Genomic DNA, 25,454 nt, shown 5'->3' with positions numbered 1-25,454 from the left:
TAGCGAGGGGGCTTTCCTCAGCATGCAGAACAGAAAGACAGCAGCGGCCATAGCCGTGGCCGTAGCGGTGTCGCTCGGCGCATCGGCGTGCAGCGGCAGCGACTCGGGCGGTGACAGCAACGGCGGTGGGGGCAACGTCAAGGCTGACGCCGGTCTGACCAGCATCGTCAACCAGACCGACAAGAAGGGGGGGACGGTCACGCTGGAGCACGCCAGTGGCCCGGACTCCCTGGACCCCGGTAACACGTACTACGGCTGGGTGCAGAACTTCTCCCGCCTGTACGCCCGTTCGCTGGTGACCTTCAAGCCGGCCGCCGGCAAGGAGAGCCTGGAGGTCGTCCCCGACCTCGCCACCGGCCTCGGCAAGGCCAGCGCGGACGCCAAGACCTGGACGTACACCCTGCGCAAGGGTGTGAAGTTCGAGGACGGCACCGAGATCACCTCGAAGGACGTCAAGTACGCCGTCGAGCGCTCCAACTTCGCGCCGGAGGCCCTGTCCAACGGCCCGACGTACTTCAAGGCCTACCTCGAGGGCGGCGACAAGTACAAGGGTCCGTACAAGGACAAGTCCGCCGAGGGCCTCAAGTCCATCGAGACCCCGGACGACCACACGATCGTCTTCAAGCTGAACAAGCCGTTCGCGGACATGGACTACCTCGCCGCCTTCTCGCAGACGGCTCCGATCCAGCAGAAGGCCGACACGGGCGCCAGCTACGTCCAGAAGATGGTCTCCTCGGGTCCGTACAAGTTCTCGGCGTACGACGAGAGCAAGGGCGCCACGCTGGTCCGGAACCCCGAGTGGGACCCGAAGACGGACCCGATCCGCAAGGCGCTGGCGGACAAGGTCGAGCTCAAGTTCAACGTGAACGCGACCACGATCGACGACCACCTGCTCAACGACGCGATCACCGTGGGTGCCGAGGGCACGGGTCTGCAGTCCAAGACCCAGCCCAAGGTCCTGGTCAAGGCCGACGAGAAGGCGAAGACCGACAACCCGTACGCCGGCGCCCTGCAGTACCTGGCGCTGAACGTCAACGTGAAGCCGTTCGACAACGTCGAGTGCCGCAAGGCCGTGCAGTACGCCGTCGACAAGCAGAGCATGGTCGACTCCATCGGCGGCTCGGTCAAGGGCGACCCGGCCACCACGGTCATCCCCCCGACCGTCGCCGGGTACAAGAAGTTCGACCTGTACCCGTCCAAGGGCAACAAGGGCGACATCGCCAAGGCGAAGGAGCACCTGACCAAGTGCGGTCAGCCCAAGGGCTTCAAGACCACGCTGACGGCGCGCTCCGACCGTCCTGACGAGATCACCGCCGCCACGCAGCTCCAGGGCAGCCTGAAGGCGATCGGCATCACCGCCGAGATCAAGCAGTTCCCGGCGGACAAGTACTTCACCGACTTCGCGGGTGTCCCGGAGTGGGTGCACAAGAACAACGCGGGCATGATGATGATGGCCTGGGGCGCCGACTGGCCGACCGGCTTCGGCTTCCTCGACCAGATCGTGAACGGAACGGCCATCAAGCCCTCCGGCGGCACGAACCTGATGGAGCTCAACGACAAGGCGATCAACGACCTCCTCGTCAAGGGCATCGGCACCGTCGACACCGCGGCGCGCAACGCGACGTGGGGCGAGGTCGACCAGAAGGTCATGGAGAACGCCTCCGTCGTCCCGCTCTTCTACCGCAAGAACCTGCTCTACCGCCCGACCTCGGCGGCGAACGTCACGGTCACGGACGCGTACCTCGGCATGTACGACTACGTGCTGATGACGTCCACCAAGTAACACCTGTTCATCGACAGCATCCCTTGAAAGGCAGGTGAAGGCGCCGGGCCGGCGGGCGTACCCCGTCCGCCCGCCCGGCGCCGCACGGCTGTGGCTGCGTACATCATCCGACGCGTATTCGCCGCGGTGTTGCTGCTGCTGGTGGTCAGCGCAGTCACGTTCGCGATCTTCTTCCTGGTCCCCCGCCTCGGCGGGCAGACCCTCGACTCGATGGCCGCCCAGTACGTCGGGAAGAGCCCGGACCCCGACGTCATCGCCGCGGTCAAGAAGAACCTGGGGCTCGACCAGCCCCTCTACCTCCAGTACTGGAACTTCGTCAAGGGCATCGTCGTCGGCGCCGACTACCAGTTCGGCCCCGACCCGGTCACCTGTAACGCCCCGTGCTTCGGCTACTCCTTCAAGACCCACACCGAGATCTGGCCGCAGCTCGTCGACCGTGTCCCGGTCACGCTGTCGCTGGCCGTCGGTGCCGCGGTCATCTGGGTCGTCTCCGGTGTCGCGGTCGGTGTCCTCTCCGCGCTGAAGCGGGGATCGTTCTTCGACCGCCTCTCCATGGGCGTCGCCCTCGCCGGTGTCTCGCTGCCGATGTTCTTCACCGGTCTCGTCGTCCTGGCGCTGTTCGGCAACGGGGAGTACGTACCGTTCGCCGACAACCCCGTGGCCTGGGCGGGCAGCCTCGTCCTGCCCTGGTGCACACTCGCCCTGCTGTACTCCGCGCTCTACGCCCGGCTCACCCGGGCAGGGATGCTGGAGACGATGGGCGAGGACTACATCAGAACCGCGCGGGCCAAGGGCCTCAAGGAACGCAAGGTCGTCGTCAAGCACGGGCTGCGCTCGGCGCTCACCCCGCTCGTCACGATCTTCGGCATGGACTTCGCGCTGCTGCTCGGCGGCGCGGTCATCACCGAACGGGTCTTCTCCTTCCAGGGGCTCGGCGCGTTCGCCATCCAGGGCGTGACCACCGCCGACCTGCCCAAGGTGATGGGCGTGACCCTGGTCGCCGCCTTCTTCATCGTCATCTGCAACCTGCTGGTGGACCTCGTGTACGCCGCGATCGACCCCCGGGTGAGGCTCTCATGAGCGACGCAATCCAGAAGGACTCCCCGGCGGCGGACGCCGTTCCGGCCCCGCGCTCCGGCGACGGCAAGGAATTCCTCTCCGTACGCAACCTCAGCGTCCACTTCGACACCGACGACGGTCTGGTCAAGTCCGTCGACGGCGTCAGCTTCGACCTGAAGGCCGGGCAGACCCTCGGCATCGTCGGCGAGTCCGGCTCCGGCAAGTCCGTGACCTCACTGGGGATCATGGGCCTGCACACCTCGGAACGCGCCCGGATCGGCGGTGAGATCTGGCTCGACGGCGAGGAGCTCATCGGCGCCGGCCCCGAGCGCGTACGCACGTTGCGCGGCCAGAAGATGGCCATGATCTTCCAGGACCCGCTGTCCGCCCTGCACCCGTACTACAGCATCGGCGCGCAGATCGTGGAGGCCCACCGGGTCCACAACAAGGTCGACAAGAAGACCGCGAAGAAGCGCGCGATCGAGATGCTCGACCGCGTGGGCATCCCCGAGCCGCACCGCCGCTACGACGACTATCCGCACCAGTTCTCCGGCGGTATGCGCCAGCGCGCGATGATCGCTATGGCCCTGGTGAACAACCCGCAGCTGCTCATCGCGGACGAGCCGACGACCGCCCTCGACGTCACCGTCCAGGCGCAGATCCTCGACCTCATCCGCGATCTGCAGAAGGAGTTCGGCTCCGCGGTCGTCATGATCACCCACGATCTCGGCGTCGTCGCCGAGATCGCGGACAACCTGCTCGTGATGTACGCGGGACGCTGCATCGAGCGCGGCAGCGCCGAGAAGGTGTTCTACGAGCCCCAGCACCCCTACACCTGGGGTCTCCTCGGCTCGATGCCGCGCATCGACCGGGAGCAGACCGAGCGGCTCATCCCGGTCAAGGGATCACCGCCCAGTCTCATCAACGTCCCGTCGGGCTGTGCTTTCCACCCGCGCTGCCCGTACGCCGACGTCCCGCCGGACAACATCACCCGCACCGAGCGTCCCGAGCTGCAGCTGGTCAGCGACGGGCACTACTCGGCGTGCCACATGTCGCGTGAGCAGCGTGACCGGATCTGGACCGAAGAGATTGCGCCGAAGCTGTGACTGATCTGAACAAGAGGACTCCCGCGTCTCCCGCGGCCGGGTCGGACGGGTCCGGGTCCGAGCCGCTCCTCAAGGTCGACGGACTGGTCAAGCACTTCCCGATCACCAAGGGCATCCTGAAGCGCAAGGTCGGTGCGGTCCAGGCCGTGGACGGCCTCACCTTCGAGGTGCGTCCCGGGGAGACCCTGGGCGTCGTCGGTGAGTCGGGCTGCGGCAAGTCGACCATGGGCCGGCTGGTGACCCGTCTGCTGGAGCCGACCGGTGGCAAGGTCGAGTTCCAGGGCGCCGACATCACCCACATGTCGGCCGGACGCCTGCGGCCGATGCGCCGCGACATCCAGATGATCTTCCAGGACCCGTACGGCTCGCTGAATCCGCGCCACACGGTCGGCGGGATCGTCGGGACCCCCTTCCGGCTCCAGGGCGTCAAGCCCGAAGGCGGCGTGAAGGCGGAGGTCCAGCGGCTGCTGGAGCTGGTGGGGCTCAACCCCGAGCACTACAACCGCTACCCGCACGAGTTCTCGGGCGGCCAGCGCCAGCGCATCGGCATCGCGCGTGCGCTCGCGCTCAAGCCGAAGCTGGTCGTCGCCGACGAGCCGGTCTCGGCGCTGGACGTGTCGATCCAGGCCCAGGTGGTGAACCTGCTGGACGACCTCCAGGAGGAGCTCGGTCTCACGTACATGATCATCGCGCACGACCTCTCGGTCATCCGCCATGTCTCGGACCGGATCGCGGTCATGTACCTCGGGAAGATCGTCGAGCTCGCGGACCGCACGTCGCTGTACGAGGCGCCGATGCACCCGTACACGAACGCGCTGATGTCCGCGGTCCCGGTGCCCGACCCGCGACGGCGTGGTGCCAAGAGCGAGCGCATCCTGCTCAAGGGCGACGTTCCGTCGCCGATCTCACCGCCGAGCGGCTGCCGTTTCCACACCCGGTGCTGGAAGGCGACGCAGGTCTGCAAGACGACTGAGCCGCCGCTGCTCCAGCTGAAGACCGGGCACCAGGTGGCGTGCCACCACCCGGAGAACGGCGAGGACCAGGCACCGGGGGACGCGCCGCTCGTCGCGGACGTCATCACGGTGAAGTCGGTGGCGGAGCCGGTCGTGGCACCGGAGGCGGAGGAAGCGGGCGCGCCGGCCGAGGCCGCGCCGGAGAGCCCGCAGGAGCCGGCCGAGCCCGCCGAGCCGACGGAGACCGCCGAGGCCGTCGCGCCGGAGGACACGGAGGAGCCCGCCGAGCCGACGGAGACCGCCGAGGCCGTCGCGCCGGCCGAGGCCGCCGAGGCCGCTTCCGAGGAGGACGGCAAGGGCTCCGCCGCACCGTCCAAGGGTGCGGAGGGCAAGCCGAAGAAGTAGGACCGGCACAATTGCCCGGTGCTCAACGAACTCTTCACCCCCTCCGTCCAGCATGCGCTCGACATCGTCGGAATCTTCGTGTTCGCGATCTCGGGTGCCCTGCTCGCCGTACGCAAGAACTTCGATGTCTTCGGCATCGCGGTCCTCGCCGAGGTGACAGCGCTGGGCGGAGGGATCTTCCGTGACGTCATGATCGGCGCGCTCCCCCCGGCGGCCTTCACGGATCTCGGCTACTTCGTGACGCCGCTGCTCGCCGCCGGCCTGGTCTTCTTCCTGCACCCGCACGTGGAGCGGATCCAGGTCGGCGTCAACGTCTTCGACGCGGCGGGGCTGGGACTCTTCTGCGTATCCGGGACGATGAAGGCGTACGAATACGGTCTCGGACTCACCTCCTCCGCCGCCCTCGGGCTGGCCACCGCCGTCGGCGGCGGTGTGCTGCGTGACGTGCTGGCCAACGAGGTGCCCTCGCTGCTGCGCTGGGACCGCGACCTGTACGCCGTGCCCGCGATCGTCGGCGCGGGAATGGTCGTCCTCTGCATCCGCTTCGAGACGCTCAACGCCTACACCAGCGGCGCCGCCGCCATCACCGCGTTCGTCCTGCGACTGTTGGCCATGCGCTTCCACTGGCGGGCTCCGCGCGCCTACAACAGGCGCTCGGCCACGGCGGAGGAGACCTCGGCCGTCATCTGACGGCAACAAAAAGCTACCGCTCAGTAATACGATCGGTGTACCGTGCATGCCATGGCACAGGCAGCAGCGCAGGATTCGCGCGCGGTACACGCGGCACAGGCGACCATCGGTGACAGCGAGTTCGACCGCGACACCGCCGTCACCCTCCGGGAGGAAGGCGTCTACGACGCGGAGCTCTCCGCCGGCTGGACGATCATCCACGCGGTCAACGGCGGCTATCTGCTCGCCATGCTCGGCCGCGCGCTCGGTGAGGCGCTCCCGCACTCCGACCCCTTCTCGGTCTCCGCGCACTACCTCACGGCCTCCGTCCCCGGCCCCGCCGTGATCCGCACCGAGGTCGTCCGCACCGGCCGTACGCTCTCGACCGGCGCGGCCTCGCTCTTCCAGTTCGCCCAGGACGGCACGGAGGTCGAGCGCATCAGGGTCCTGGCCACCTACGGCGACCTGGACGGCCTGACCGACGAGATCCGTACGTCGGCCGAGCCGCCGGCCATGCCGCCCCCCGAGCAGTGTTTCGGTACGAGTGACGGGACGGCGCCGATCCCCGGCAGCTCCGCCATCACCGAACGCCTGGACATCAAGCTCGACCCGGCGACGGTCGGCTGGGCCGTCGGCGCACCGTCTGGCAAGGGGGAGATGCGGGGCTGGTTCGGGCTCGCGGACGGCCGTGACGCGGACCCGCTCTCGCTGCTGCTCACCGTGGACGCGCTGCCGCCGACCTCGTTCGAGATGGGGCTGAAGGGCTGGACACCCACCATCGAGCTCACCACCCACATCCGCTGCCGCCCGGCCCCCGGGCCGCTGCGTGTCTCCATCACCACCCGCAACCTCGCGGGCGGCTTCCTGGAGGAGGACGCGGACGTCTGGGACAGCGCCGACCGCCTCGTCGCCCAGTCCCGCCAGCTGGCCCGCGCGCCCCGCGGTTAGGGAGCAGCCGTACGCAGGAAGCGGACGAGCGCGGCGGTGAGTTCGGCCGGGGCGTCCTCCTGGACGAGGTGTCCGGCCCCCTCGATCAGCCGCAGCTCGGCGCCCGGGATCAGCCCGGCGAGCTCGTGGCCACGGGCGACCGGGATCCAGGTGTCCTCCGCGCCCCAGCAGATCAGTACGGGCGCCAGACGTACGAGGAGAAGGGGGTGCCGTGCACCAGGACGACGGGCGGGGCCTGCTCGGGGCCGAGCACGTCCCAGCGCACCTCCCCGGATGAGCCGGTGAAGGTCCGGCCGAGGGTCCAGTCGCTCATGACACCGACCCTACGGCCGGACCGTCCAGCCAGTGGGCCCGGCCCAGCGTGACCAGGCGCAGCCGCCGCCGCGCCACCCGGACGACCTCCTGTTCTCCTTCCGGTCCGGCGTCCAGCAGTGCCGACGCGGTCAGCACCATGTGATCGACGTACAGCCCGCCCAGCATCAAGAGGTCCTCCTGGTTCCAGCCCGCCGATTCCGCTTCCTCGCCGAGGGCATGAGCGACCTCCTCGGCGAAACCGCGTAGCTGGCCGGCGATGGCCTCGCGCACCTGCCGCACGCCGCCGTGCTGTTCGCGGGCGATGAAGCGGAAGTGGGCGGGCTGCGCGGTGACGTGGCGGGTTATCAGGCCGACGCCGCGGTCGAGCCGTTCCCCGCTGTCACCGGTGTCGGCGAGGATCGCGGCGATCATGCCGTGCAGGCTTCCCAGGGTCTCCTCGACGAGTGCGACGCCCAGTGCCGCCGTGCCGTCGAAGTGGCGGTAGAAGGCGGTCGGGGTCACACCCACGGCCCGTGTCACCTCACGCAGGCCCAGGCTGCTCAGGCTCTGGTGCTCCAGCAGTTCCAGGGCCGCGTCGAGCAGTGCCTGACGCGTCCTCAGTTTCTGGGCCTGGCGGATGCCGGTGGTGTGACTCATGCCATTCAGTAAACAATCGTTCTCCGAGTTTCGCCAGCGCTGAAGGGGTTAGGCTCGTAAGTCAGTGAACAGTCGTGCTCTCAAAGCTCGCAGAAAGGCCCGGACATGTTCGTCCTCGTAGCCGCCCTGCTCCTGCTGGGGGTCGTCCTGGGAGCGGTCGTGCACCTGCCGCTCCCCGTGACCCTGGTCGCCGCAGCCGTGATCGGTCTCTGGCTCACGGTCTTCAGCGCCCGTGAACGCCTCGCCCGCCGCATCCGCTGACGAAGGGAGCCGCATCATGACGCTCACCACCGCACGCACGGCCCGCACCGCTCAGGGGGGCGCCTCCGTGACCCGGGAGGCCGACGGGCTCGCCGTGGCCTCGTTCGTGCTCGGACTGCTCGGCCTCCTGGTGATGAACATCCTGCTCGGCCCGGCCGCCGTCGTCATGGCGGTCGTCGCTCTCGCCCGCTCCACCGCCCGCTGGGGCCGCGCCCTGCTCGGACTGGCCCTCGGCGTCGCCGACCTGGTCGTTCTCGCCGTGCTGGTCACCGGGAACGGCACCGTCTCCTGGAGCCTGACGGGCTGACGCCGACCGCGTCCTCAGGCGCGGACCGAACGCCAGATCCGCTCCGGCAGGAGGAGCGCGGCCTCGTCGAGAGCCACGTCGTCGATGCCGGACAGCGACCGGCGGGCCACGGCGACGACGGGGCCCAGGACGACGGACTCCATCGATCAGCGGTGCGGGGAGCGGGGCGAGCTCGCCGGAATCGATGTGGAGCCGGATCCAGAGCGCCAGCTCCGAGACCCTGGCCTCCTGGGCGTCACGGAACTCCCTGCCGCGCGCCATGCCCCTGCGGTCGGAGAGCGGTGAGTGCAGGAGCAGGGCGGGCCCGCGGTGCTCCTGGACGAAGGTCAGATAGGCCCGCACGGCGGCGGCGATGCCCGACCGGGCGCTGTCCGCGTCCTGGAGGGCTTGCGCCAGCTCGCCCAGCAGCCGGTCCAGCCAGCGGTGGCTGAGTGCGCCGATGAGGCCGTCGAGACTGCCGAAGTGGTGGTACAGGCCGCCCAGGCTGACGCCACTGGTCCGGATGACGGCGTCGACCGTGAGACCCCGCTCGCCCGACGCGACGAACACGCGCAGTGCGGCGTCCAGCAGCAGATCGGAAGTGACTTCGCCGCGATGCTGCTTGGGGCTCATCGGGTGACCGTCCCTGTGGTTCCTGAGGCGGGGCTCTGCCGCGGTGAACTTCTGGAGTGAATTTCTAGAATGTGCTTCCGCGGCCAGTTTCCACTGGTCAGACTTCCCCTGGAACGGACCATGGTGTGTCACGGGGAGTCGGTGTGGGTGTGTTCGACCTGACGGGCAGTGGGGCCAAGCCGCTGGAAGCGGATGACCCACGACAGATCGGCGGCATCCCGCTCGCGGGCCGGCTCGGCTCCGGTGGGATGGGCCGCGTGTTCCTCGGCGTCCACGAGGGCCGGTACGTCGCCGTCAAGCAGGTGCTGCCCTCGATCGCCGGCGAGGACCAGGACTTCGTACGCCGCTTCGGGCACGAGCTGGACAACCTCTCCCAGCTCCCCGCGGCGGCCACCGCGCCTCTGCTCGCCAGCGACCGTGAGGCGCGGCCCCCCTGGCTGGCGACGGCGTACGTTCCCGGACTCACCCTGAGCAAGGCCCTCGAACTGCACAAGGGCCCGTTGCCCGCCGACACCCTGTGGCTCCTGCTGCGCGAGGCCGCCGCGGGGCTGGTTCCGGTGCACGAGCTGGGCATGGTGCACCGGGACCTCAAGCCGTCCAACGTCATGCTGACGGTCGAGGGCGCCACAGTCATCGACTTCGGCGTGGCCCGGGCCACCGAGCAGAGCCAGCTGACCAGAAGCGGCATGGTCGTCGGCACCCCGGCCTACATGGCTCCCGAACAAGCCACGACCCGGCGGGATCTGACCGGCGCCGCCGATGTGTTCGCACTGGGCTCGGTCATCGCGTACGCGGCCGGCGGCAGCCCGCCCTTCGGCGAGGAGTCCGGCCCCGCCGTGCTGTACCGCATCGTGCACGAGGAGCCCGACCTCGATGCGGTGCGCGCGCTGGACCCCGCCCTTGCCGACGTCGTCGCCGCTTGTCTCGCCAAGGACGCCGGGGCCCGGCCCACGGCGTCCGGGCTGGTGCGGCAAGCGGAGGAGCACGGGCCGTTCGCCGCGCCCCTCTGGCCGGAGTCCATCAGCGGGAACCTCGCGGAGAAGGCCGCCTTCGCGGCGCACGTCCAGGAGCTGGAGCTGCCGGACCCCGTGTCCGTGGAGACGCTGCCCCTCGGTGGGAAGGCCCGCCCGAAGCCCCGGGAGCGCCGGCGGCGTACCCGGGTCTTCTTCGCCGTCGTCCCCGTCGTCGTGACGCTGGGCGGAGCGACACTCGCCGTCCAGCTCCTGCCCCACACCTTCGGGCCGGACGACCGTGCGGCCGCCGGGCCGACGATTCCGGCCACCGCCCCGGCCGTACCCACCGCCTCCCCGCCGGGCGGCGCGAGCCCGTCCGGCTCGGCGTCACCGAGTAGGTCGCCGACGGACAGGGAGAAGGACAAGGGGGCCGGGGGAGGAGACGCGACGAAGGACGCCGCTCCCTCTCCCGCCCCGGGAGCGGGAGACGCGGGGGGCGGGTCCCGAGCCGACTCGGACGGTTCCGGCGGCTCCCACACGTCCGCCGGCTCCGGTGCCTCCAGCGGGTCGAGTGCCTCGGAAGGTCCCGGTGCCGCCGGAGGATCCGGCTCCGGGGACACCACCACACCCTCCGGCACCCACCGCTATCGCAACGGCGAGACCGGCACGTGTCTCGTCGCCCGGTCCAGCGGCGCGGCGTACACGGGTGACTGCGGCGGCGCGGGCTCCTCCTGGACCGTCCTGCCCCTGTCCGACGGATCCTTCCAGCTCGCCCACGAGTCGGGAAGGTCGTGCCTGAACGCGGGCATCCTCAACGGGGGGACCCTGATGCTCTCCTGCAACGAGTCCGAACTCCGCCGTTGGCGCACGGGGGCGGGGGGCAGCCTCGTGAGCCTCGGCACCGGGGGCTGTCTCGACTCGGCGAACGGGGGCGTCACGACGACCCGCTGCTCGGGAAAGGCGTCCCAGCGCTGGACGGCGTTCTGAACCCGGCCGGACGAGGTTCCTTTCCGGCGCCGCGCGCCGGGACCTGATGCGCCGGGCGCCGCCCACGGCACGGGCCGCGCCGCAGGCTCGTAGAATCGTCTCCACCATGGCCTACCTCGACCACGCCGCGACCACGCCGATGCTTCCGGAGGCGATCGCGGCGATGACCACGCAGCTCGCCGTCACCGGCAACGCGTCCTCCCTGCACGCTGCCGGGCGCCGGGCCCGCCGTACCGTCGAGGAGTCCAGAGAGACCCTCGCCGACGCGCTCGGCGCACGCCCCAGCGAGGTGGTCCTGACCTCCGGCGGTACCGAGGCCGACAACCTCGCCGTGAAGGGGCTCTACTGGGCCCGCCGCGACGCCGACCCCCGGCGCACCCGGGTCCTCGCCAGCCCCGTGGAGCACCACGCCGTCCTCGACGCCGTGGACTGGCTCGCCGAGCACGAGGGCGCCACCGTCGAATACCTCCCGGTCGACGCGTACGGACGTGTGCACCCGGAGGCGCTGCGCGAGGCGCTGGCCCGCAACCCCGACGACGTCGCCCTGGTGACGGTGATGTGGGCCAACAACGAGATCGGCACGATCATGCCGATACGTGAACTGGCCGAGGTGGCGAGCGAGTTCGGTGTCCCGATGCACGCCGACGCGGTGCAGGCGTTCGGTCAGCTGGAGGTCGGCTTCGCCGCTTCCGGGCTGGCAGCCATGACCGTCAGCGCGCACAAGATCGGCGGCCCGTTCGGCATCGGCGCGCTGCTGCTCGGCCGTGACCACACCCCCGTGCCCGTCCTGCACGGCGGTGGCCAGGAGCGACATGTGCGCTCCGGCACGCTCGACGTGCCCGCCGTGGCCGCGTTCGCCGTGGCCGGACGGCACGCCGCCGACGGGCGCGAGGGCTTCGCCCGCGAGATCGGCGCACTCCGTGACCAGCTGGCCGAGGCCGTGCTGGAGGCCGTGCCCGACGCCCTCCTCGGCGGCGACCCGGCCCCCGGCGGGCGGCTGCCCGCCAACGCGCACTTCACCTTCCCCGGCTGCGAGGGTGACTCCCTCCTGCTGCTGCTCGACGCCCAGGGCATCGAATGCTCCACAGGGTCGGCGTGCACCGCCGGCGTCGCCCAGCCCAGCCATGTGCTGCTGGCCACCGGCACCGACCCCGCGCTGGCGCGGGGCACCCTGCGCTTCTCGCTCGGCCACACCTCGACCCGGCAGGACGTGGAGAAGGTCGCACGGGCCATCGGGCCGGCCGTCGACCGGGCCAGGATGGCAGGGCTCAGCTAGCCCGCGCCCCCTCGGTCGCCTCGGCCCGCGGCGTGGACGCGGCGCGCACCAGCTCCATGTAGCGCGGCCAGTCCCAGTGCGGCCCGGGATCGGTGTGGTCCGTGCCGGGCACCTCGACGTGCCCGATGATGTGCTCGCGGTCCACCGGGATGCCGTGCCGCCTGCATATCTCGGCCGTCAGCAGCGCCGAGGACTCGTACATCTTCGCCGTGAAGTCCTGCGGGCGGTCGACGAAGCCCTCGTGCTCGATACCGACGCTGCGCTCGTTGAACGAGCGGTTGCCCGCGTGGTACGCCACGTCGAGCTCCCGGATCATCTGGGTCACGCGTCCGTTCTGCCCGACGATGTAATGCGTCGCCGCCTGGTGCGCGGGGTCCTGGAACACGCGGACCGCGCTGGCGAAGCTGCCCTGGGTGACGTGGATGATCACCCGGTCCACGCCGAAGTCGTCGGGCCGGTCGGCGCGCCGCCAGTTCGCCTCGGAGGCCGCGACCCAGCTCGCCGGGGCATAGTCCAGCTCGCCCGCCTTGCGGGGCTTCTCCACGCCCGGCACCCGCCACCAGACGCGCCGGATCTCCTCCGTGGCAAAAGCGGCCGTACCTGCCGCCGCGACCCCGCCACCGATCAGCAGCGTGCGTCGGCTGATGCCGCGACCAGGGCCTTTACCCGACGATCCGGCACTCCCGTTGTTCCCCATGTGCTCCTCAACGCTTATCCGCGAGCATTCGGTTCCCGGAGCCCCGTACTCTGGTGAAGCTATGACTCAGACCTCCCAGCGCCCCCTCCGTGTGCTCGCCGCCATGTCGGGCGGAGTCGACTCCGCCGTCGCCGCCGCCCGAGCCGCCGAGGCAGGCCACGACGTGACCGGTGTGCACCTCGCCCTCTCCGCGAACCCGCAGTCCTTCCGCACGGGCGCGCGCGGCTGTTGCACCATCGAGGACTCCCGGGACGCCCGCCGCGCGGCGGACGTCATCGGTATCCCGTTCTACGTCTGGGACCTGGCGGAACGCTTCCGTGAGGACGTCGTGGACGACTTCGTCGCGGAGTACGAGGCCGGGCGCACCCCCAACCCCTGCCTGCGCTGCAACGAGAAGATCAAGTTCGCCGCGCTGCTCGACAAGGCGCTCGCGCTCGGGTTCGACGCCGTGTGCACCGGTCACTACGCCACCGTCGTACTCGCCGAGGACGGCAGCCGGGAGCTGCACCGCGCCTCGGACATGGCCAAGGACCAGAGCTACGTCCTCGGCGTACTGGACGAGAAGCAGCTCGCCCACGCGATGTTCCCGCTCGGCGACACCCTCACCACCAAGGACGAGATCCGGGCCGAGGCCGAGCGCAGGGGCCTCGCGGTCGCCAAGAAGCCCGACAGCCACGACATCTGCTTCATCGCCGACGGCGACACCCAGGGCTTCCTGGCCGGCCGCCTCGGTGGCCCGGCGGAGGGCGACATCGTCGACGAGTCCGGTACGAAGGTGGGCACCCACGAGGGCGCCTTCGGCTTCACCATCGGCCAGCGCAAGGGCCTGCGCATCGGCCACCCCGCCCCGGACGGCAAGCCGCGCTACGTCCTGGACATCTCGCCGGTGAACAACACGGTGACGGTCGGCCCGGTGGAAGCCCTCGACGTCACGGCCCTCACCGCGATCAAGCCCCGCTGGTGCGGCACCGCCCCGTCCGGCCCCGGCACGTACACCGCCCAGCTCCGCGCCCACGGCGGCGAGACGGAGGTGACGGCGGAGCTCGTGGACGGCACCCTGTCCGTCACCTTCACGGAGCCGGTGCGGGGCGTGGCACCCGGCCAGGCGGTCGTGCTGTACGACGGGACGCGGGTCGTCGGCTCGGCGACCATCGCGACGACGGTGCGGCGGGAGAAGGCGGCTGCCGGCTGACGGCCGGGGGCGGGGCTGGCACGGCCGGTGCCGGCGTCATAGGCTGCACGTGCGGATCGTCCGCATGCGGTGTACGTGCGACGGGGCCAGCCTCCCCGTCCTTTCGGGAGGCCGAGGGTGCTACTGCGTTTCCGGGTGGCCAATCACCGCTCGATCCGCGATGAGTGCGAGCTGTCGCTGATTGGCTCGGAACCCGGTGTGAGCGGTGGCCGCCCGACCGGGCTGCGCCACGTGGAGCAAGAAGTCTCGGCGCTGCCCGTGCTGGGCGTATTCGGCGCCAACGCGGCAGGCAAGAGCAACATGCTCAGCGCCCTGCGTGACATGCGCGCCGCAGTCCGTACCTCGTTCGCCGACTGGGCGAAGTCGCCTGGGGTGCCCCGGAAGCCGTTCAAGCTCGCCCCCGCTTTCGCGGAGGAGACCAGCCTCTACGAGGTGGACCTCACCCTGGGACGCAGCCGCACCCGGTTCACCTACGGGTTCGAGCTCTCGGACGAGCGCGTCGAGGCCGAGTGGCTGCACGCCTACCCGCAGGGCAGACGCGAGATCTGGTTCGACCGGGAGGCAGGGCGCCCCAAGACGGAAGGCGGGGAGTTCGTCTTCGAGGGCGATGGGTTCAAGGGCCGCCGCGAGGACCTGGTGGCGCTCACCCGCCCCGACGCCCTGTTCCTGTCCACCGCCGCCACACTGAACGACCCCCAGCTTTCTGCGCTGCACCGGTGGTTCCTGGACAACCTGTGGCTCGTGACACCCGGCGCGGACGTCGAGCACCGGACCAGATGGACGCAGGAGCTCATCGAGCAGAGCGCGAACGAGGGGTACCGCGAGCGCGTCATGAACTTGCTGGCTGTTGCCGACCTCGGTGTCACCGGCATGGACATCGACCAGGAGTCCGGTGCTGTCAAGCTGCGGCATCGTACAGCGGACGGAACCGAGACCTCGCTGGACTTCCTCACCGAGGAGTCCTTCGGTACGCACGCCTGGTTCGCCTTCCTCGGGCCGATGCTCACGGTGCTCGACAAGGGGGCGGTGCTGCTCGTGGACGAGCTGGACTCCAGCCTGCACCCGACGCTGGCGGCAGAGGTCGTACGGATCTTCCAGGACCCGAAGGCCAACCCACGGAACGCACAGCTGATCTTCACGACGCACGACGCCACCCTGCTGGGCAGCGAGGTGCTGGACCGGCCGCTCGGCCGGGACCAGGTCTGGATCGCGGCCAAGGACCGGTCGGGCGCGACGGAGGTGTATCCGCTGTCCGCCGCGCACCCGAAGGACGGCGAGAACCTGGAGCGCGGCTATCTGCGCGGCCGGTACGGCGGTGTGCCCCGAGTCAGTGCGGGGGAGATCGCCCGCGAACTGTCCTGGCAGGAGGAGAAGGCAACAGCGTGAGTACGTGGGGCGGGCAGCAGTAGGACCAATACTTATCGGAGGTTGCTGCTCACCGGCGGCACCCCTTACCTACCCTCGCCGACCTGTACAGATAGCTTTCAGCGGTACCTGATGATTCCGGTTGCTTCCCGGTGGCGGGTGTCCCACGGGGCGCCTCGCCTGCCTCGCACGCGTGATCCATATTGAAGCGTGCGATCCCTAGGTTCGGACCGAACGAGCCAATAGGCTGAAAAGTATCCTAATCTCTACCCGAAAGCCCGTGGTGATCACGGCAGTCGACGACATCGACGTCACCCGCATGGACCGGGACGGCCTGAGCCGTCTGACCGACATGGTGCCCGGCCTCAAATGGGGCTCCCCCGTCGGCGCTGAAGCGCACACCCAGGCCGTCAGGCTCATGGCCCGGGTGATCGCAGTACAGGAAGCCCACGAACGCGGCTGAGCACCGCGCCGCTACCGTCGCGTGAGCCTCGCGAGGAAATTGTCTACGAACTTCTCGACTTCGGCCTTCGTGTTCACGTCCTGCACGTCCAGACGGCTGACCCATTCCACCCCGGCGTGGAGCATCAGGTTGTCCCTGCTGTGGTCGCTTGACGCCCTGCCAGGCTTCCCATGGTGGGGACCGTCCACCTCAATGACGCCTGCACGTCCCTTGTAAGTGATCAAGAAGTCAGGCTCTCGTGTAGACCCAAGCAGCCGCATCTTGCCCAACGGCATGATCCCGATGGTTTCGTTGTCCGGCAAGGCCGCCTGACGCGCTTTGAGTACCCGGTAGAGGCCGTACTCCCACTCGTTCGTGAAGTGCAGGTCATCTTCGATTGGGTGCTGATCCTCGGGCTCAAGACGGGCCTTCCGAGCCTGGTTTGTCGGCGTGGGGCCATTGGCGGACCGCAACTGCTTGCGCCAGTCCGCACTGGGGACCGGGATCACCGGGCCGACTTCGATCGACTGAACGTAGGCTGAAACCCGCCTGGGCACGACAGCGTTCATACCGCCTTCAAGGCGCTTCACGACGTCTTCCGTGAACTGCTCAACGAGGTGCGGTTCCACCGTGAAGAAGACCTTGTACCCGTCGGACTCGTAGTCCCCGGAGCTCCACAAGGCCACGTCGATCACAAGGACGTCAGCTGCAGCGATCGCAGCTTCGGTATCACCCTGCTGGTAGAGCAGGGTGGCAGCAGCGGCCAACCACTGCTCCCCCAACTGGTCGATCGGGTTCTTCTCCATGATGTCGGCCAGCGACAGCGGTTCACCCATACAGAGCATTCTGGCATCCACCACCGACAACGCCGCTGCAATCCAGGCGCGTTGAAGCACGCTACACCTCAGCCAAAGCACCAGCTACACACTGTCGCCATGCAGACACGGATATGTAGGGGGTGCCGTGAGGGTCGAGCTGCTCGTTGGGGTTGCGTTCGGGTTTCTCGGAGGGATGATCACGGCCTGGCGCATCGCGGCCAAAGGGGCCGTGCTCGCATGGCTGGACGACCTCCGCGACGTCGTCGAAGAGTACGCAAGACCGACCGCCGCAAGAAGCTGGCGATCCGTCACGCGAAGCTTGACCAGGAAGTTGAGGCACAGGCCGCGAAGGCCCAACGGCAGTTGACCGCAGACGTCGCAGCCAAGGAGGCCGAGCGGAAGAGGGTCCGCCGCGGACACTCCGAACTAAAGAAGGCTCTGCCCTTCGCGAACGAGGCTGTACGCACCCATACGCTCAGCGCCACCTTCGGGCGTGAGCTGTTCGAGCGTCACCGGGCGGCCATCGACCAGCTCAGGCAGAAGGTAGAAGCCCTCTCCGGCCTTGGTGTCGACATCAGTCCTCACATCAAGGATTGGAACAACGTGCATTCCTGGCACCTTGAGGCCTTGGTCGCATTAATCAATGAGGCGACCAAGGTCTACGCCCGCAACCTGTAGGCACCCCTGCCACCGACATCATTCCGCCCGGACGGCCAACGCGAACGACGTCCGGATCGCCGGAACGGCTTGTGGCCGCTCCGCCCGGTATGGCTCATGCACTCGACGTCGACCGACTCCGAGTCGGTCGACGGTGTCGCCTGCCAGTCGCACCACAAGCACTCGGCTTCGAACGAGACCTCGGTGTCCGGGTGTGCGGTGATGCGGTGCAGGATGTACTGGTACGCGGCCCGGACAACCCTGGTCACTTGGCTTCGGCGGTTCCAGAGGGGCCGTCAGGTGAGCCGGGGCCGCCATCGTCGTCTTCACATCGTCCACGGAACGCGACGCGAGACCGTGGGCGGCACCGGTCCACGAAGTTGCACGCGGTTGCGCACAGCCCCTGAGCGGCCTTGACGCCCGGCCTGAGCACCGTTGAGGCTGCGTGCAACCAAGTGAAACGCGACTCGACTTGATGAGGGGTTATGCGTCTACGGCTCAGCGGGGTCCGCCCAGTAAAACGGCTAAGGAGTCGCCGCACGCTGCAATTCCCGCAGGCTCCATAGGGCTTGACCAGCGCCTGTGCCGCCGGAATTCTGAATGCAGACCTGATGCGCCCAGCGGCGGATAGTGGCACGCCCTGCTTGGCCGAAACCCCTTGTCGGAGCCTGATCGAGAGCAGTGCTACGCGGGCGGAGACGTGAAGTCGCCCAACTTGAGCTCTTGCACGAGGGCCCCCAACGCAGCCCGACTTGTCACCAGGAGGGCAGTCGGGCTATCGCTCTCGCGGATCGCCACCAGATCGCGCTGCATTGCGGCGACTTCGACGCAGTTGTTCCCGCCTGCATCGGAGAACGACGACTTCACCCAGTGCAGGTCGGGGGCGTGAGACACCGCTTACAGCTCCTTGACGACGGAGTGGATGAAGTCTCTGGACTTGGAGGGAGTCAACGCCACCTTCTCGACCAAGTCCAGCCTGGTACGGAAGTTGGCCAGCTGTGTGGGGGAGTCGATGAACACCGCCCCGGTCGGTGAGTCCATGTGAACTGTGTCCAGGTGAGGGTTGGGAGCCTCCGCGTACAGGACGGAGGAGTCGCCTAGGAGGGGGTATCCACCCGCTGCGAACGGGATGACCTGGAGCGTTACGGTAGTGCGCTCGCTGGCATCCAGGAGGTGCAGCAACTGGGCGCGCGCAGCGCTGCGGCCTCCGAGCTGCATCCTGATCGCCGCTTCGTGGATCACGCCTGAGTATGGGACCGCGTGTTCACCCGTGACCACGGACTGGCGTGCAAGTCGGTGCGCCACCCGTAGTTCGACTTCGAGACGGGGTAGGGACGGGACGAGGAGTTCGAAGATGGCGCGCGCGTGGTCCTCCGTGTGGAACAGGCCAGGCAAATGTGCCGTCTGGACCGTACGCAGGCGGACCGCGTAGTGCTCCAGGGCTGACACGTCCAGAAAGCCCGGCGGGATCTTGCCCCGGTACTCCTCCCACCAGCCCGTCTTACGGCCACCTGTCAGCGCGGCCAGTGCGTCGATCAGTTCCGGCTCGTCGCATTCGTAGATGCTGCTCAGGCGCCGCAGGCGCTCCTCGCTGATACCGAACCGCCCGGCCTCCACGTTGGAGATGACTGTCCGGTCTGTCCCCAGCAAACCCGCAGCCTCCGGGGCTGTCATGCCGGCGGCCTCCCGGAGTCGTCTCAACTCGATGCCGAACCGGCGCTGAAGGATGGTTGGGGCATGTCGTGGTGCCATGTGTCGTCCTCGTTCTCTGCTGGGGCCGCGCTCAGTTTTTCCAGCGGAAGCGCCACGGTCCACCGAAACCGGCAACTTAACCCTTCGGAGTGACTTGGTAGCACCGTTATGGGATCAGCCCTTACTCTTTGATGAGCGCCACTCACTCACCGTTGCTGACGGAAGCGCACCGATCCACCCTGCCCCCCCCCCCCCCCCCGGGAGGCAGGCCCGGATCGGCATTGCCACCGTCGCGCGCAGCACAGCCCCTCAACCACCCTGGCGCACGCCCGCTTCCATCCGCTCGCACGCACCCCAGGAGGTGCCCGTGAGGACCGAATCCGCGCTCCACACCCCGTACAGCCCGTACGAGGACCACCACCCCGCTCCCATCCCGTTCGCCGACCCCTGGAGCTACGAACTCTCCTTCCCCCGTGACCCGCGCGGCCCCTGCATCGCACGCACCACCCTCCGGGCCATCCTCGACGCACACGAACTCGCCGAACTCAGCTACCGCGCCGAGCTGCTGACCTCCGAGCTGACCACCAACTCCGTGCGGCACACCCGAGGCCCCGCCGGCGTACGGCTCCAGTGGCGGCACCCGGTGCTCAGGGTCAGTGTCTGGGACCTCAGCCCTGACCTGCCCAAGCCGTACACACCGGTCGTCGGGCCGGACGCCGAGGCCGGGCGAGGGCTGAACATCCTTGAACTTGTCGCCGACCGTTGGGGCGGTTGTGCCATAGGAGAAGGGGAGCTGGGGTCCGGCGGGAAGACCATCTGGTTCGAGTTGGCGCTCACGACCTGACGGCCTTCCCTGAGCCCCGGAAGGCGGCATGGTTTATTCCGTCACGGAGAGCGGAATGCCGAGTGCATGCCAAAGGGGTCGAGGTGGGTCCTCGTCATTGCCCTCGTGATCTGGAGCGCGTTCGCTGTTCAGTGGATGGACAAAGGGTGCGACGTCGTGCGGGCGTACAAGGCGGTCTTCACCTATGGGACGCCGGAGGGCCTGGAGTTCCTGCCGGCCTGCCATGGCTGAGGCGGCATCCGGCTCTGACGAGGGCGCAGGAACCGGGCAGCCCCCGCCCACCCTGCCGTCCTGCCCTGCTTCGGCAGGGGCCCGGATCGACCCGGGGCGCGACGGGAAGCCCCTGGCTGTCCGATGCCCAGCTGGATCACCTCCTCGCACGAGTCCAGGGCACGGCGCCGGGATTCGGGCGCCGAGGTGGCGGCGTCGCGGGCAACCGAGCGCCTGCGCAAGGGGCTCCCGGACCGGTCACTGATGCCGGCCCCGGGCTCCCTACCGGTGCCGGCCGACGGCTACGTCGCGGTAGGTACGGCGGTGGCCGCGGGCTCGAACCCGGCCAGCATCTCCTCCAGCCCGCGCTGGTCCGGTCCGACGAAGGGGTCGGCCCCCGGTGCGGCGGCGAGCATGTCCAGGAACTCCGGTCCGCGCCCCGTGGAGGGCGGCAGATGGGTGCTGAAGATGCGCTCGGGCTTCATCGCGCGCAGTGGTCCGGCCGAGCCGAGGAAGGCCACGGGGTCGATCATGTGCACCCAGGGGCTGTCGACCGTCGCCCACAGGAGCTGAGCTGCCCGGAGGTCGTCGGCCGGAACGGCCGCCACGTCGTCGCAGACGGCGAGGGACTCGCTGGGCATGGGCGCTCCGAAGCAGTCCGAGCTGAAGCACGTGTCCGTGGCGGTGTCGAAGAATCCCACGGTCGCCGGGTTGTCGAAGAGCGGCGGCCGGAAACCGACCAGCGTCCGGTCGCCCACGTCGAGGCTCTGCCCGGGATTGAGGAGGTGGACACGGTCCATCGGCAGCGGGCGCTCGGTCGACAGGATTCCCGCGCCCAGGAAGGTGGTCACCACCCGGGCCTCGGGGGCGGCGGCGAGAAGATCGAAAAGGGCCCCGGTGTGGTCCCGGTCCGGATGGGTCAGCCATATCCACCGCACGTCGCCGACGTCGAGCGTGGAACCGAGCGCGTCCATGAAGCACCGGTCGGGCAGGCTGAGCCCGGTGTCGACGACGACGGGCTCGGCGGCGTGCAGCACGAACGCGTTCACCGTCAGGAAACCGATTCCGGGGACTGGCAGGAAGTCGTTGAGGACGGTGACGTCCCGTCCCGACCGGTAGGTCAACATGTGAGGCCTCCTCGCCCCCCCACGACATCAGCGGTCCGGTGTCCGCTCCGCGCTCTCGCCCCCTCATCCGAGTCTTCTCCCGGTCGGTGCGCATATCAAGCCCTGACGGAAGCCCCGCGTTCCTCGAACGGCGTGGCCCGGGTGCGCCCCGGTCACACCGCTCCCACACTGAAGCGGCTGGTCGTCGAGAGGGAAGAGGCACCCATGAGAACGATGCTGGTGATCCACATGGACACGCAGAAGTCCAGCCAGATGATCGAGAACAACGAGATGGCGCAGTTCATGCGGTCGATGCTGGAGCGGCTGCGGCCGGAAGCCGCCTACTTCGGGCCGCACGGTGGAGTGCGTACCGCTTTCGTCGTCATCGACCTGGAGGACCCTTCTCAGCTCCCGAGCATCTCCGAGCCGTTCTTCGCGCAGCTCGGCGCCAGGGTCGAGATGTTCCCGGTGATGACCGCCGAGGACGTACGCACGGGTCTGGAGCGATACGCGTCATCCTGAACGTGACCTCGCGCGGTCACGTCCGACCCCTGTACGGGCGTGACCGCGCGGGGTGGTCTCAGGACGCCCAGCGCAAGGACACGTTCCTGGTGAAGAACTCCGCCAGCACCGGCGCGATCGCGTGCGGTGCCAGTTCGCGGGTCTGGCCGGTCAGGGTGCGGTGCCTGGCCCGGGGGATCGCGGCGGCGAGGGCGAGGGTCGCCTCGTGCGCCTCTGGCGTGCTGGAGCCGCCGGTCACCACAAGGGTGCGCGCGGTGATCGACGCGAGCCGGCCGACGGGGAGCGAACCGTCGCCCAGCAGGGCGTCGTCGTACGCGAGGGTGTGGCCCACCGCCTCCAGGCCGGGCCACAGCGGAGCCCGGCGCATGCGGACGACCGTCTCCCGCGGGACCCCGGTACGGGACAGATACAGCTCGACGGCGCCGCCCCTGTCACCGTCCGCCAGCAGCCGGCGGAGCCGCTCCGTACAGCGGGACTTGTACAGGAGGCCGTCGGGACCCGGAGTGTACGGCGGCTCGTAGACCGCCAGGAGGTCCACGGGCAGCCCCGCGGCCGTCGCCTCGACGGCCAGCGCACCGCCCGACAGCATGCCGAACAGCGAGACGCGTTCTCCCGCCGCGGCCACGACCGCCGCCAGGTCCTCGATCTCACGGCGAGGGCTGTACGGACCGCCGTCACCGCTCGCCCCGCGGCCCCGGCGGTCGTACGTGACGACCGTGAGGCGCGGGGCCAGCAGAGCGGCCAGCGGTGCCTCGTCGGCCGCGGTGCTCAGGGCGCCGCCGACCAGGATCACCGGCGGCCCGTCGCCGCGGCGGCGGTACGCGATCGACGTGCCGTCACGGGAGAGAGTCTTGTCCATGTGAAGGTGGACTGCCGTGCCGCACGGAACTCATCGCCGCCGCGGAAATCTTTTGTGACGGTCAGTCGGGGACGACCTCCGTGGCGTAGAAGCAGAAGTGATCCTTGATCGCGGCGACCCGCTCCTCGGGCTCCGCATAGGCCCAGACGAGGTCCGCCGCACCGGGCAGCGACCAGTAGGAAGCGTCTCCCTTGAAGGGGCAGTGCGTACGGGTGTCCGAGGCCGTCAGCAGGCCGGTACGGACGTCCTCGGGCGGCAGGTAGTACCGGTCCGGACAGCCCGTCTCGCGCAGCACCAGGGGGCGGCGGCTCTCCGCGAGCACCTGCCCGTCGTGCACCGCGCGCACGTGTACGGCAGCGGGTTCGACGGTGATCGTGTGTCCTGTGAGGGAGGTCATACAGGGTTCAGCCGCGGCAGCGGCCGGTTTCTTCCCGCCCTCGGGGCCCGCCGTACCGTATCCGTATGAAGATCTGTGTCTTTCTCTCCGCCGCCGACCTCGACGACCGCTACACCGTGCCCGCCCGTGAGTTCGCCGAACTGCTGGGCCGGGGCGGCCACACCCTGGTCTGGGGCGGGTCGGAGAGCGGGCTGATGAAGGTCGTCGCCGACGGCGTGCAGGAGTCCGGCGGGCGGCTGGTCGGGGTGTCGGTGGACTTCCTGGCGGCCAAGGCGCGGACGAACGCCGACGAGATGGTGATCGCCGGGGACCTGGCCGAGCGCAAGGCGCTGCTCCTGGAGAAGTCCGACGCCGTCGTGATCATGGTCGGCGGGACGGGGACGCTCGACGAGGCGACGGAGATCCTGGAGCTGAAGAAGCACGGCAAGCACACCAAGCCCGTCGTCCTGCTCAACACCGCCGGGTTCTACGACGGCCTGCGCCAGCAGTTCCAGCGCATGGAGGACGAGGGCTTCCTGCCTGTCCCGCTCACCGATCTGGTCTTCTTCGCCAAGGACGGCGTCGGGGCGCTGGCCTACCTGGAGGAGTCGGCCGGCCTGCAGTGATGCGAGCATGAGGCCATGCCTACTCATCTCATCACCGGCGCCGGTTCCGGCATCGGCGCGGCCGTCGCCCGCCGCCTCCTGGAGCGCGGCGACGAACTCGTGCTGCTGGCCCGGGACGCGGGGCGTGCCAAGGAACTGGCCGCGCTGCATCCCGGGGCCCGCACACTCGTCGGCGACCTCGGCAACCCCGACCGCCTCTCCTGGGCGTTCGGGCACCAGCCGATGCCCGAACGCCTCGACTCGCTGCTGCACGTCGCGGGCGTCGTCGAGCTCGGCAGGATCGGCGACCTCACCCCCAAGGCCTGGCACTTCCAGCTCAACGCCAACCTCGTCGCCCCGGCCGAGCTGACACGCCTGCTGCTGCCGCAGCTGCGCGTCGCCCAGGGCCACGTCGTCTTCGTGAACTCCGGCGCCGGGCTCGCCGCCCATGCCGAATGGGGCGCGTACGCCGCGAGCAAGCACGGGCTCAAGGCGCTCGCCGACTCGCTGCGCCACGAGGAGCACGGCAACGGGGTCCGGGTCACCTCCGTCTACCCGGGCCGCACCGCCAGCCCCATGCAGGCCAAGGTCCACCAGCAGGAGGGCAAGGAGTACGACGCCTCCCGCTGGATCGACCCGGAGTCCGTGGCCACCACGATCCTGCTGGGGCTCGACCTCCCGCGGGACGCCGAGATCAACGACCTGACGGTCCGCCCCGGCCGCTGAGAATCCGAACCACCGGGCCCGTAGGCTTTCCGCGTGAGCGAGAAGAGCGGGTTCAGCGCGAGTGCGGCCACCGGGATCGGGTCCATGCCGGGAGGAGACGCCCGGGAGGCGGCGAAAACCGTCACCGGGTCCTTCGCCGACGGCCAGGGCATGCCCCACCTGGCGGAGCTGCCGGCACGCGGCCCCGGGGCGGACATGATCGGGCGGACGGTCGGACTGCTCGTCGAGATGTACGGACATGTCGAGCCCAGCGGCTGGCGGATCAGTGACCGCCCCGGCCGCGACACCCGCCGGGCCCGGTCCTGGCTCGGCGAGGACCTCGACGCGCTGGAGGAGTTCACCCAGGGGTACGAGGGACTGCTCAAGGTCCAGGCCGTCGGACCCTGGACCCTCGCGGCGGGCCTGGAGCTGCGGGGCGGCGAGGCCATGCTCGGCGATCCGGGTGCCTGCCGCGATCTCGCCGGCTCGCTGGCCGAGGGACTGCGCTCGCACCTCGCCGAGGTGCGGCGCAGGGTCCCCGGCGCCGAGGTGGTGCTCCAGCTCGACGAACCTTCCCTGACCGCCGTACTGCTGGGCCGGGTCCGGTCGGCGAGCGGCTACCGCACCTACCGTGCCGTGGACCGCCAGACCGTCGAAGGAACCCTGCGCGAGCTGCTCGCGGTCAACGGCACGGGCCCGACGGTCGTCCACTCGTGCGCCCCCGAGGTGCCCTTCGCGCTGCTGCGCCGCGCCGGGGCGGGCGCGGTCTCCTTCGACTTCTCCCTGCTGACCGAGCGTGAGGAGGAGGCGATCGGGGAAGCCGTCGAAGGCGGCACGCAGCTCTTCCTCGGCGTGGTTCCCGGACTCGACGCCGCCTCGACCGCATTGTCGGACCCGGGCGGTAGCGTCAACGAGGTCAGGACGTTGTGGAGCAGGCTGGGGCTGAATCCGGGGACTCTGAGCGAGTCCGTCGTGATCACCCCGACCTGCGGGCTGGCGGGGGCGTCGCCCGCGTACGCGCGCGCCGCGCTCGCCCACTGCGCCCGGGCCGCGAGGTCGCTCGCGGACAACCCTGAGTAACGGGTCGTCATAGA

28 protein-coding genes and 1 pseudogene are annotated in these 25,454 nt (G+C 69.5%); 19 read left to right on the top strand and 10 right to left on the bottom strand.

The window, feature by feature from the left end; all coding sequences use genetic code 11:
* Positions 1-22 precede the first annotated feature (22 nt).
* From ACFYSH_RS05600 to ACFYSH_RS05575, 6 genes are all read left to right on the top strand, one after another.
* A complete protein-coding gene (locus ACFYSH_RS05600; protein ID WP_359469952.1) occupies positions 23-1,783 on the top strand; it encodes an ABC transporter substrate-binding protein in 1,761 nt (586 codons plus the stop codon).
* A gap of 90 nt (positions 1,784-1,873) precedes the next feature.
* Complete coding sequence (locus ACFYSH_RS05595; protein ID WP_359469955.1) at positions 1,874-2,863, top strand: ABC transporter permease; 990 nt, start codon at positions 1,874-1,876, stop codon at positions 2,861-2,863.
* Positions 2,860-3,948 (top strand): ABC transporter ATP-binding protein, encoded by a 1,089-nt coding sequence (locus tag ACFYSH_RS05590; RefSeq protein WP_359469959.1) that lies wholly within the window; start codon positions 2,860-2,862, stop codon positions 3,946-3,948. Before ACFYSH_RS05595 ends, ACFYSH_RS05590 begins: the two co-directional genes overlap by 4 nt.
* Entirely contained in the window at positions 3,945-5,306 is a 1,362-nt protein-coding gene (locus ACFYSH_RS05585) for an ABC transporter ATP-binding protein (protein ID WP_388751019.1), read from the top strand. The genes ACFYSH_RS05590 and ACFYSH_RS05585 overlap by 4 nt, the downstream gene beginning before the upstream one ends.
* Before the next feature lie 18 nt (positions 5,307-5,324).
* Positions 5,325-5,996 (top strand): trimeric intracellular cation channel family protein, encoded by a 672-nt coding sequence (locus ACFYSH_RS05580; RefSeq protein WP_359469965.1) that lies wholly within the window; start codon positions 5,325-5,327, stop codon positions 5,994-5,996.
* Between the two features lie 51 nt (positions 5,997-6,047).
* Positions 6,048-6,923, top strand: a complete 876-nt coding sequence (locus tag ACFYSH_RS05575) for a thioesterase family protein (RefSeq protein ID WP_359469968.1) — start codon at positions 6,048-6,050, stop codon at positions 6,921-6,923.
* Here the strand turns inward: ACFYSH_RS05575 and ACFYSH_RS05570 are convergent.
* Together ACFYSH_RS05570 and ACFYSH_RS05565 are read right to left on the bottom strand one after the other, a co-directional pair.
* Complete coding sequence (locus ACFYSH_RS05570) at positions 6,920-7,183, bottom strand: alpha/beta fold hydrolase (protein WP_388751262.1); 264 nt, start codon at positions 7,181-7,183, stop codon at positions 6,920-6,922. The two genes, ACFYSH_RS05575 and ACFYSH_RS05570, sit on opposite strands and share 4 nt — an antisense overlap.
* A 49-nt stretch (positions 7,184-7,232) precedes the next feature.
* Entirely contained in the window at positions 7,233-7,874 is a 642-nt protein-coding gene (locus ACFYSH_RS05565) for a TetR family transcriptional regulator (RefSeq protein ID WP_388751016.1), read from the bottom strand.
* A 105-nt stretch (positions 7,875-7,979) separates the two neighbouring features.
* On the opposite strand from ACFYSH_RS05565, the gene ACFYSH_RS05560 reads away from it, so the two are divergent.
* Positions 7,980-8,135 carry a hypothetical protein gene (locus ACFYSH_RS05560; RefSeq protein WP_359469975.1) on the top strand — a complete coding sequence of 52 codons (156 nt, stop codon included), beginning with the start codon at positions 7,980-7,982 and terminating at the stop codon, positions 8,133-8,135.
* A gap of 16 nt (positions 8,136-8,151) precedes the next feature.
* On the top strand, positions 8,152-8,442 hold the full coding sequence (locus tag ACFYSH_RS05555; protein WP_388751014.1) for a DUF4190 domain-containing protein: 291 nt from the start codon (positions 8,152-8,154) through the stop codon (positions 8,440-8,442).
* 14 nt (positions 8,443-8,456) lie between these two features.
* Here ACFYSH_RS05555 and ACFYSH_RS05550 read toward each other — a convergent pair.
* A pseudogene (locus ACFYSH_RS05550) lies at positions 8,457-9,054 on the bottom strand (TetR/AcrR family transcriptional regulator).
* 149 nt (positions 9,055-9,203) lie between these two features.
* Here ACFYSH_RS05550 and ACFYSH_RS05545 point away from each other — a divergent pair.
* On the top strand, positions 9,204-10,994 hold the full coding sequence (locus ACFYSH_RS05545; protein ID WP_359470094.1) for a serine/threonine-protein kinase: 1,791 nt from the start codon (positions 9,204-9,206) through the stop codon (positions 10,992-10,994).
* 106 nt (positions 10,995-11,100) lie between these two features.
* Positions 11,101-12,270 (top strand): cysteine desulfurase family protein, encoded by a 1,170-nt coding sequence (locus ACFYSH_RS05540; protein ID WP_359469980.1) that lies wholly within the window; start codon positions 11,101-11,103, stop codon positions 12,268-12,270.
* On the opposite strand, the gene ACFYSH_RS05535 is transcribed toward ACFYSH_RS05540, so the two are convergent.
* Entirely contained in the window at positions 12,263-12,967 is a 705-nt protein-coding gene (locus tag ACFYSH_RS05535) for a peptidoglycan recognition family protein (protein WP_359469983.1), read from the bottom strand. The genes ACFYSH_RS05540 and ACFYSH_RS05535 overlap by 8 nt on opposite strands.
* A 61-nt stretch (positions 12,968-13,028) precedes the next feature.
* Between ACFYSH_RS05535 and mnmA the strand changes: the two genes are divergently transcribed.
* The 3 genes from mnmA to ACFYSH_RS05520 all read left to right on the top strand — a co-directional run bounded on the left by mnmA (position 13,029) and on the right by ACFYSH_RS05520 (position 15,987).
* Entirely contained in the window at positions 13,029-14,159 is a 1,131-nt protein-coding gene (gene mnmA, locus ACFYSH_RS05530) for a tRNA 2-thiouridine(34) synthase MnmA (protein WP_359469986.1), read from the top strand.
* A 198-nt stretch (positions 14,160-14,357) separates the two neighbouring features.
* The gene (locus tag ACFYSH_RS05525) at positions 14,358-15,545 is read left to right on the top strand and encodes an ATP/GTP-binding protein (protein ID WP_388751011.1); all 1,188 of its coding nucleotides are present in this window, start codon (positions 14,358-14,360) and stop codon (positions 15,543-15,545) included.
* Positions 15,546-15,804: 259 nt separating this feature from the next.
* Positions 15,805-15,987 (top strand): hypothetical protein, encoded by a 183-nt coding sequence (locus ACFYSH_RS05520; RefSeq protein ID WP_388751009.1) that lies wholly within the window; start codon positions 15,805-15,807, stop codon positions 15,985-15,987.
* Positions 15,988-15,998: 11 nt separating this feature from the next.
* Here the strand turns inward: ACFYSH_RS05520 and ACFYSH_RS05515 are convergent, their stop codons facing one another.
* Positions 15,999-16,802, bottom strand: coding sequence for a hypothetical protein (locus tag ACFYSH_RS05515; protein ID WP_388751007.1), 804 nt, complete (start codon positions 16,800-16,802; stop codon positions 15,999-16,001).
* Positions 16,803-17,021: 219 nt separating this feature from the next.
* On the opposite strand from ACFYSH_RS05515, the gene ACFYSH_RS05510 reads away from it, so the two are divergent.
* On the top strand, positions 17,022-17,462 hold the full coding sequence (locus ACFYSH_RS05510; RefSeq protein ID WP_388751005.1) for a hypothetical protein: 441 nt from the start codon (positions 17,022-17,024) through the stop codon (positions 17,460-17,462).
* 663 nt (positions 17,463-18,125) lie between these two features.
* Here ACFYSH_RS05510 and ACFYSH_RS05505 read toward each other — a convergent pair.
* Entirely contained in the window at positions 18,126-18,308 is a 183-nt protein-coding gene (locus ACFYSH_RS05505) for a DUF397 domain-containing protein (RefSeq protein WP_388751260.1), read from the bottom strand.
* Positions 18,309-18,338: 30 nt separating this feature from the next.
* Positions 18,339-19,193, bottom strand: a complete 855-nt coding sequence (locus ACFYSH_RS05500; protein ID WP_388751003.1) for a helix-turn-helix domain-containing protein — start codon at positions 19,191-19,193, stop codon at positions 18,339-18,341.
* A gap of 307 nt (positions 19,194-19,500) precedes the next feature.
* On the opposite strand from ACFYSH_RS05500, the gene ACFYSH_RS05495 reads away from it, so the two are divergent.
* Positions 19,501-19,977, top strand: coding sequence for an ATP-binding protein (locus ACFYSH_RS05495; RefSeq protein WP_388751001.1), 477 nt, complete (start codon positions 19,501-19,503; stop codon positions 19,975-19,977).
* 512 nt (positions 19,978-20,489) lie between these two features.
* On the opposite strand, the gene ACFYSH_RS05490 is transcribed toward ACFYSH_RS05495, so the two are convergent.
* The gene (locus ACFYSH_RS05490) at positions 20,490-21,314 is read right to left on the bottom strand and encodes an MBL fold metallo-hydrolase (RefSeq protein WP_388750999.1); all 825 of its coding nucleotides are present in this window, start codon (positions 21,312-21,314) and stop codon (positions 20,490-20,492) included.
* Between the two features lie 204 nt (positions 21,315-21,518).
* Here ACFYSH_RS05490 and ACFYSH_RS05485 point away from each other — a divergent pair, with 204 nt between their 5' ends.
* Complete coding sequence (locus ACFYSH_RS05485) at positions 21,519-21,815, top strand: DUF3303 family protein (RefSeq protein ID WP_359470016.1); 297 nt, start codon at positions 21,519-21,521, stop codon at positions 21,813-21,815.
* Positions 21,816-21,873: 58 nt separating this feature from the next.
* Here ACFYSH_RS05485 and ACFYSH_RS05480 read toward each other — a convergent pair whose 3' ends face one another.
* On the bottom strand, positions 21,874-22,674 hold the full coding sequence (locus ACFYSH_RS05480) for an alpha/beta hydrolase (protein WP_359470019.1): 801 nt from the start codon (positions 22,672-22,674) through the stop codon (positions 21,874-21,876).
* A gap of 61 nt (positions 22,675-22,735) precedes the next feature.
* Positions 22,736-23,071, bottom strand: coding sequence for a DUF427 domain-containing protein (locus ACFYSH_RS05475; protein WP_388750997.1), 336 nt, complete (start codon positions 23,069-23,071; stop codon positions 22,736-22,738).
* A gap of 65 nt (positions 23,072-23,136) precedes the next feature.
* Between ACFYSH_RS05475 and ACFYSH_RS05470 the strand changes: the two genes are divergently transcribed.
* From ACFYSH_RS05470 to ACFYSH_RS05460, 3 genes are read left to right on the top strand one after another with little or no spacing between them, the layout of a single operon-like run.
* Complete coding sequence (locus ACFYSH_RS05470) at positions 23,137-23,676, top strand: TIGR00730 family Rossman fold protein (protein WP_359470026.1); 540 nt, start codon at positions 23,137-23,139, stop codon at positions 23,674-23,676.
* A 15-nt stretch (positions 23,677-23,691) separates the two neighbouring features.
* Positions 23,692-24,381 (top strand): SDR family oxidoreductase, encoded by a 690-nt coding sequence (locus ACFYSH_RS05465; RefSeq protein WP_359470029.1) that lies wholly within the window; start codon positions 23,692-23,694, stop codon positions 24,379-24,381.
* Between the two features lie 33 nt (positions 24,382-24,414).
* Positions 24,415-25,440, top strand: coding sequence for a methionine synthase (locus tag ACFYSH_RS05460; protein WP_359470032.1), 1,026 nt, complete (start codon positions 24,415-24,417; stop codon positions 25,438-25,440).
* Positions 25,441-25,454: the final 14 nt, after the last annotated feature.

This window comes from Streptomyces sp. NPDC005791, from assembly GCF_042871485.1.
In the GTDB taxonomy this organism is placed as follows: Bacteria; Actinomycetota; Actinomycetes; order Streptomycetales; family Streptomycetaceae; genus Streptomyces.
Note: the sequence above shows the minus strand (reverse complement) of the source record. Positions and strands in the feature narration are given on the sequence as shown.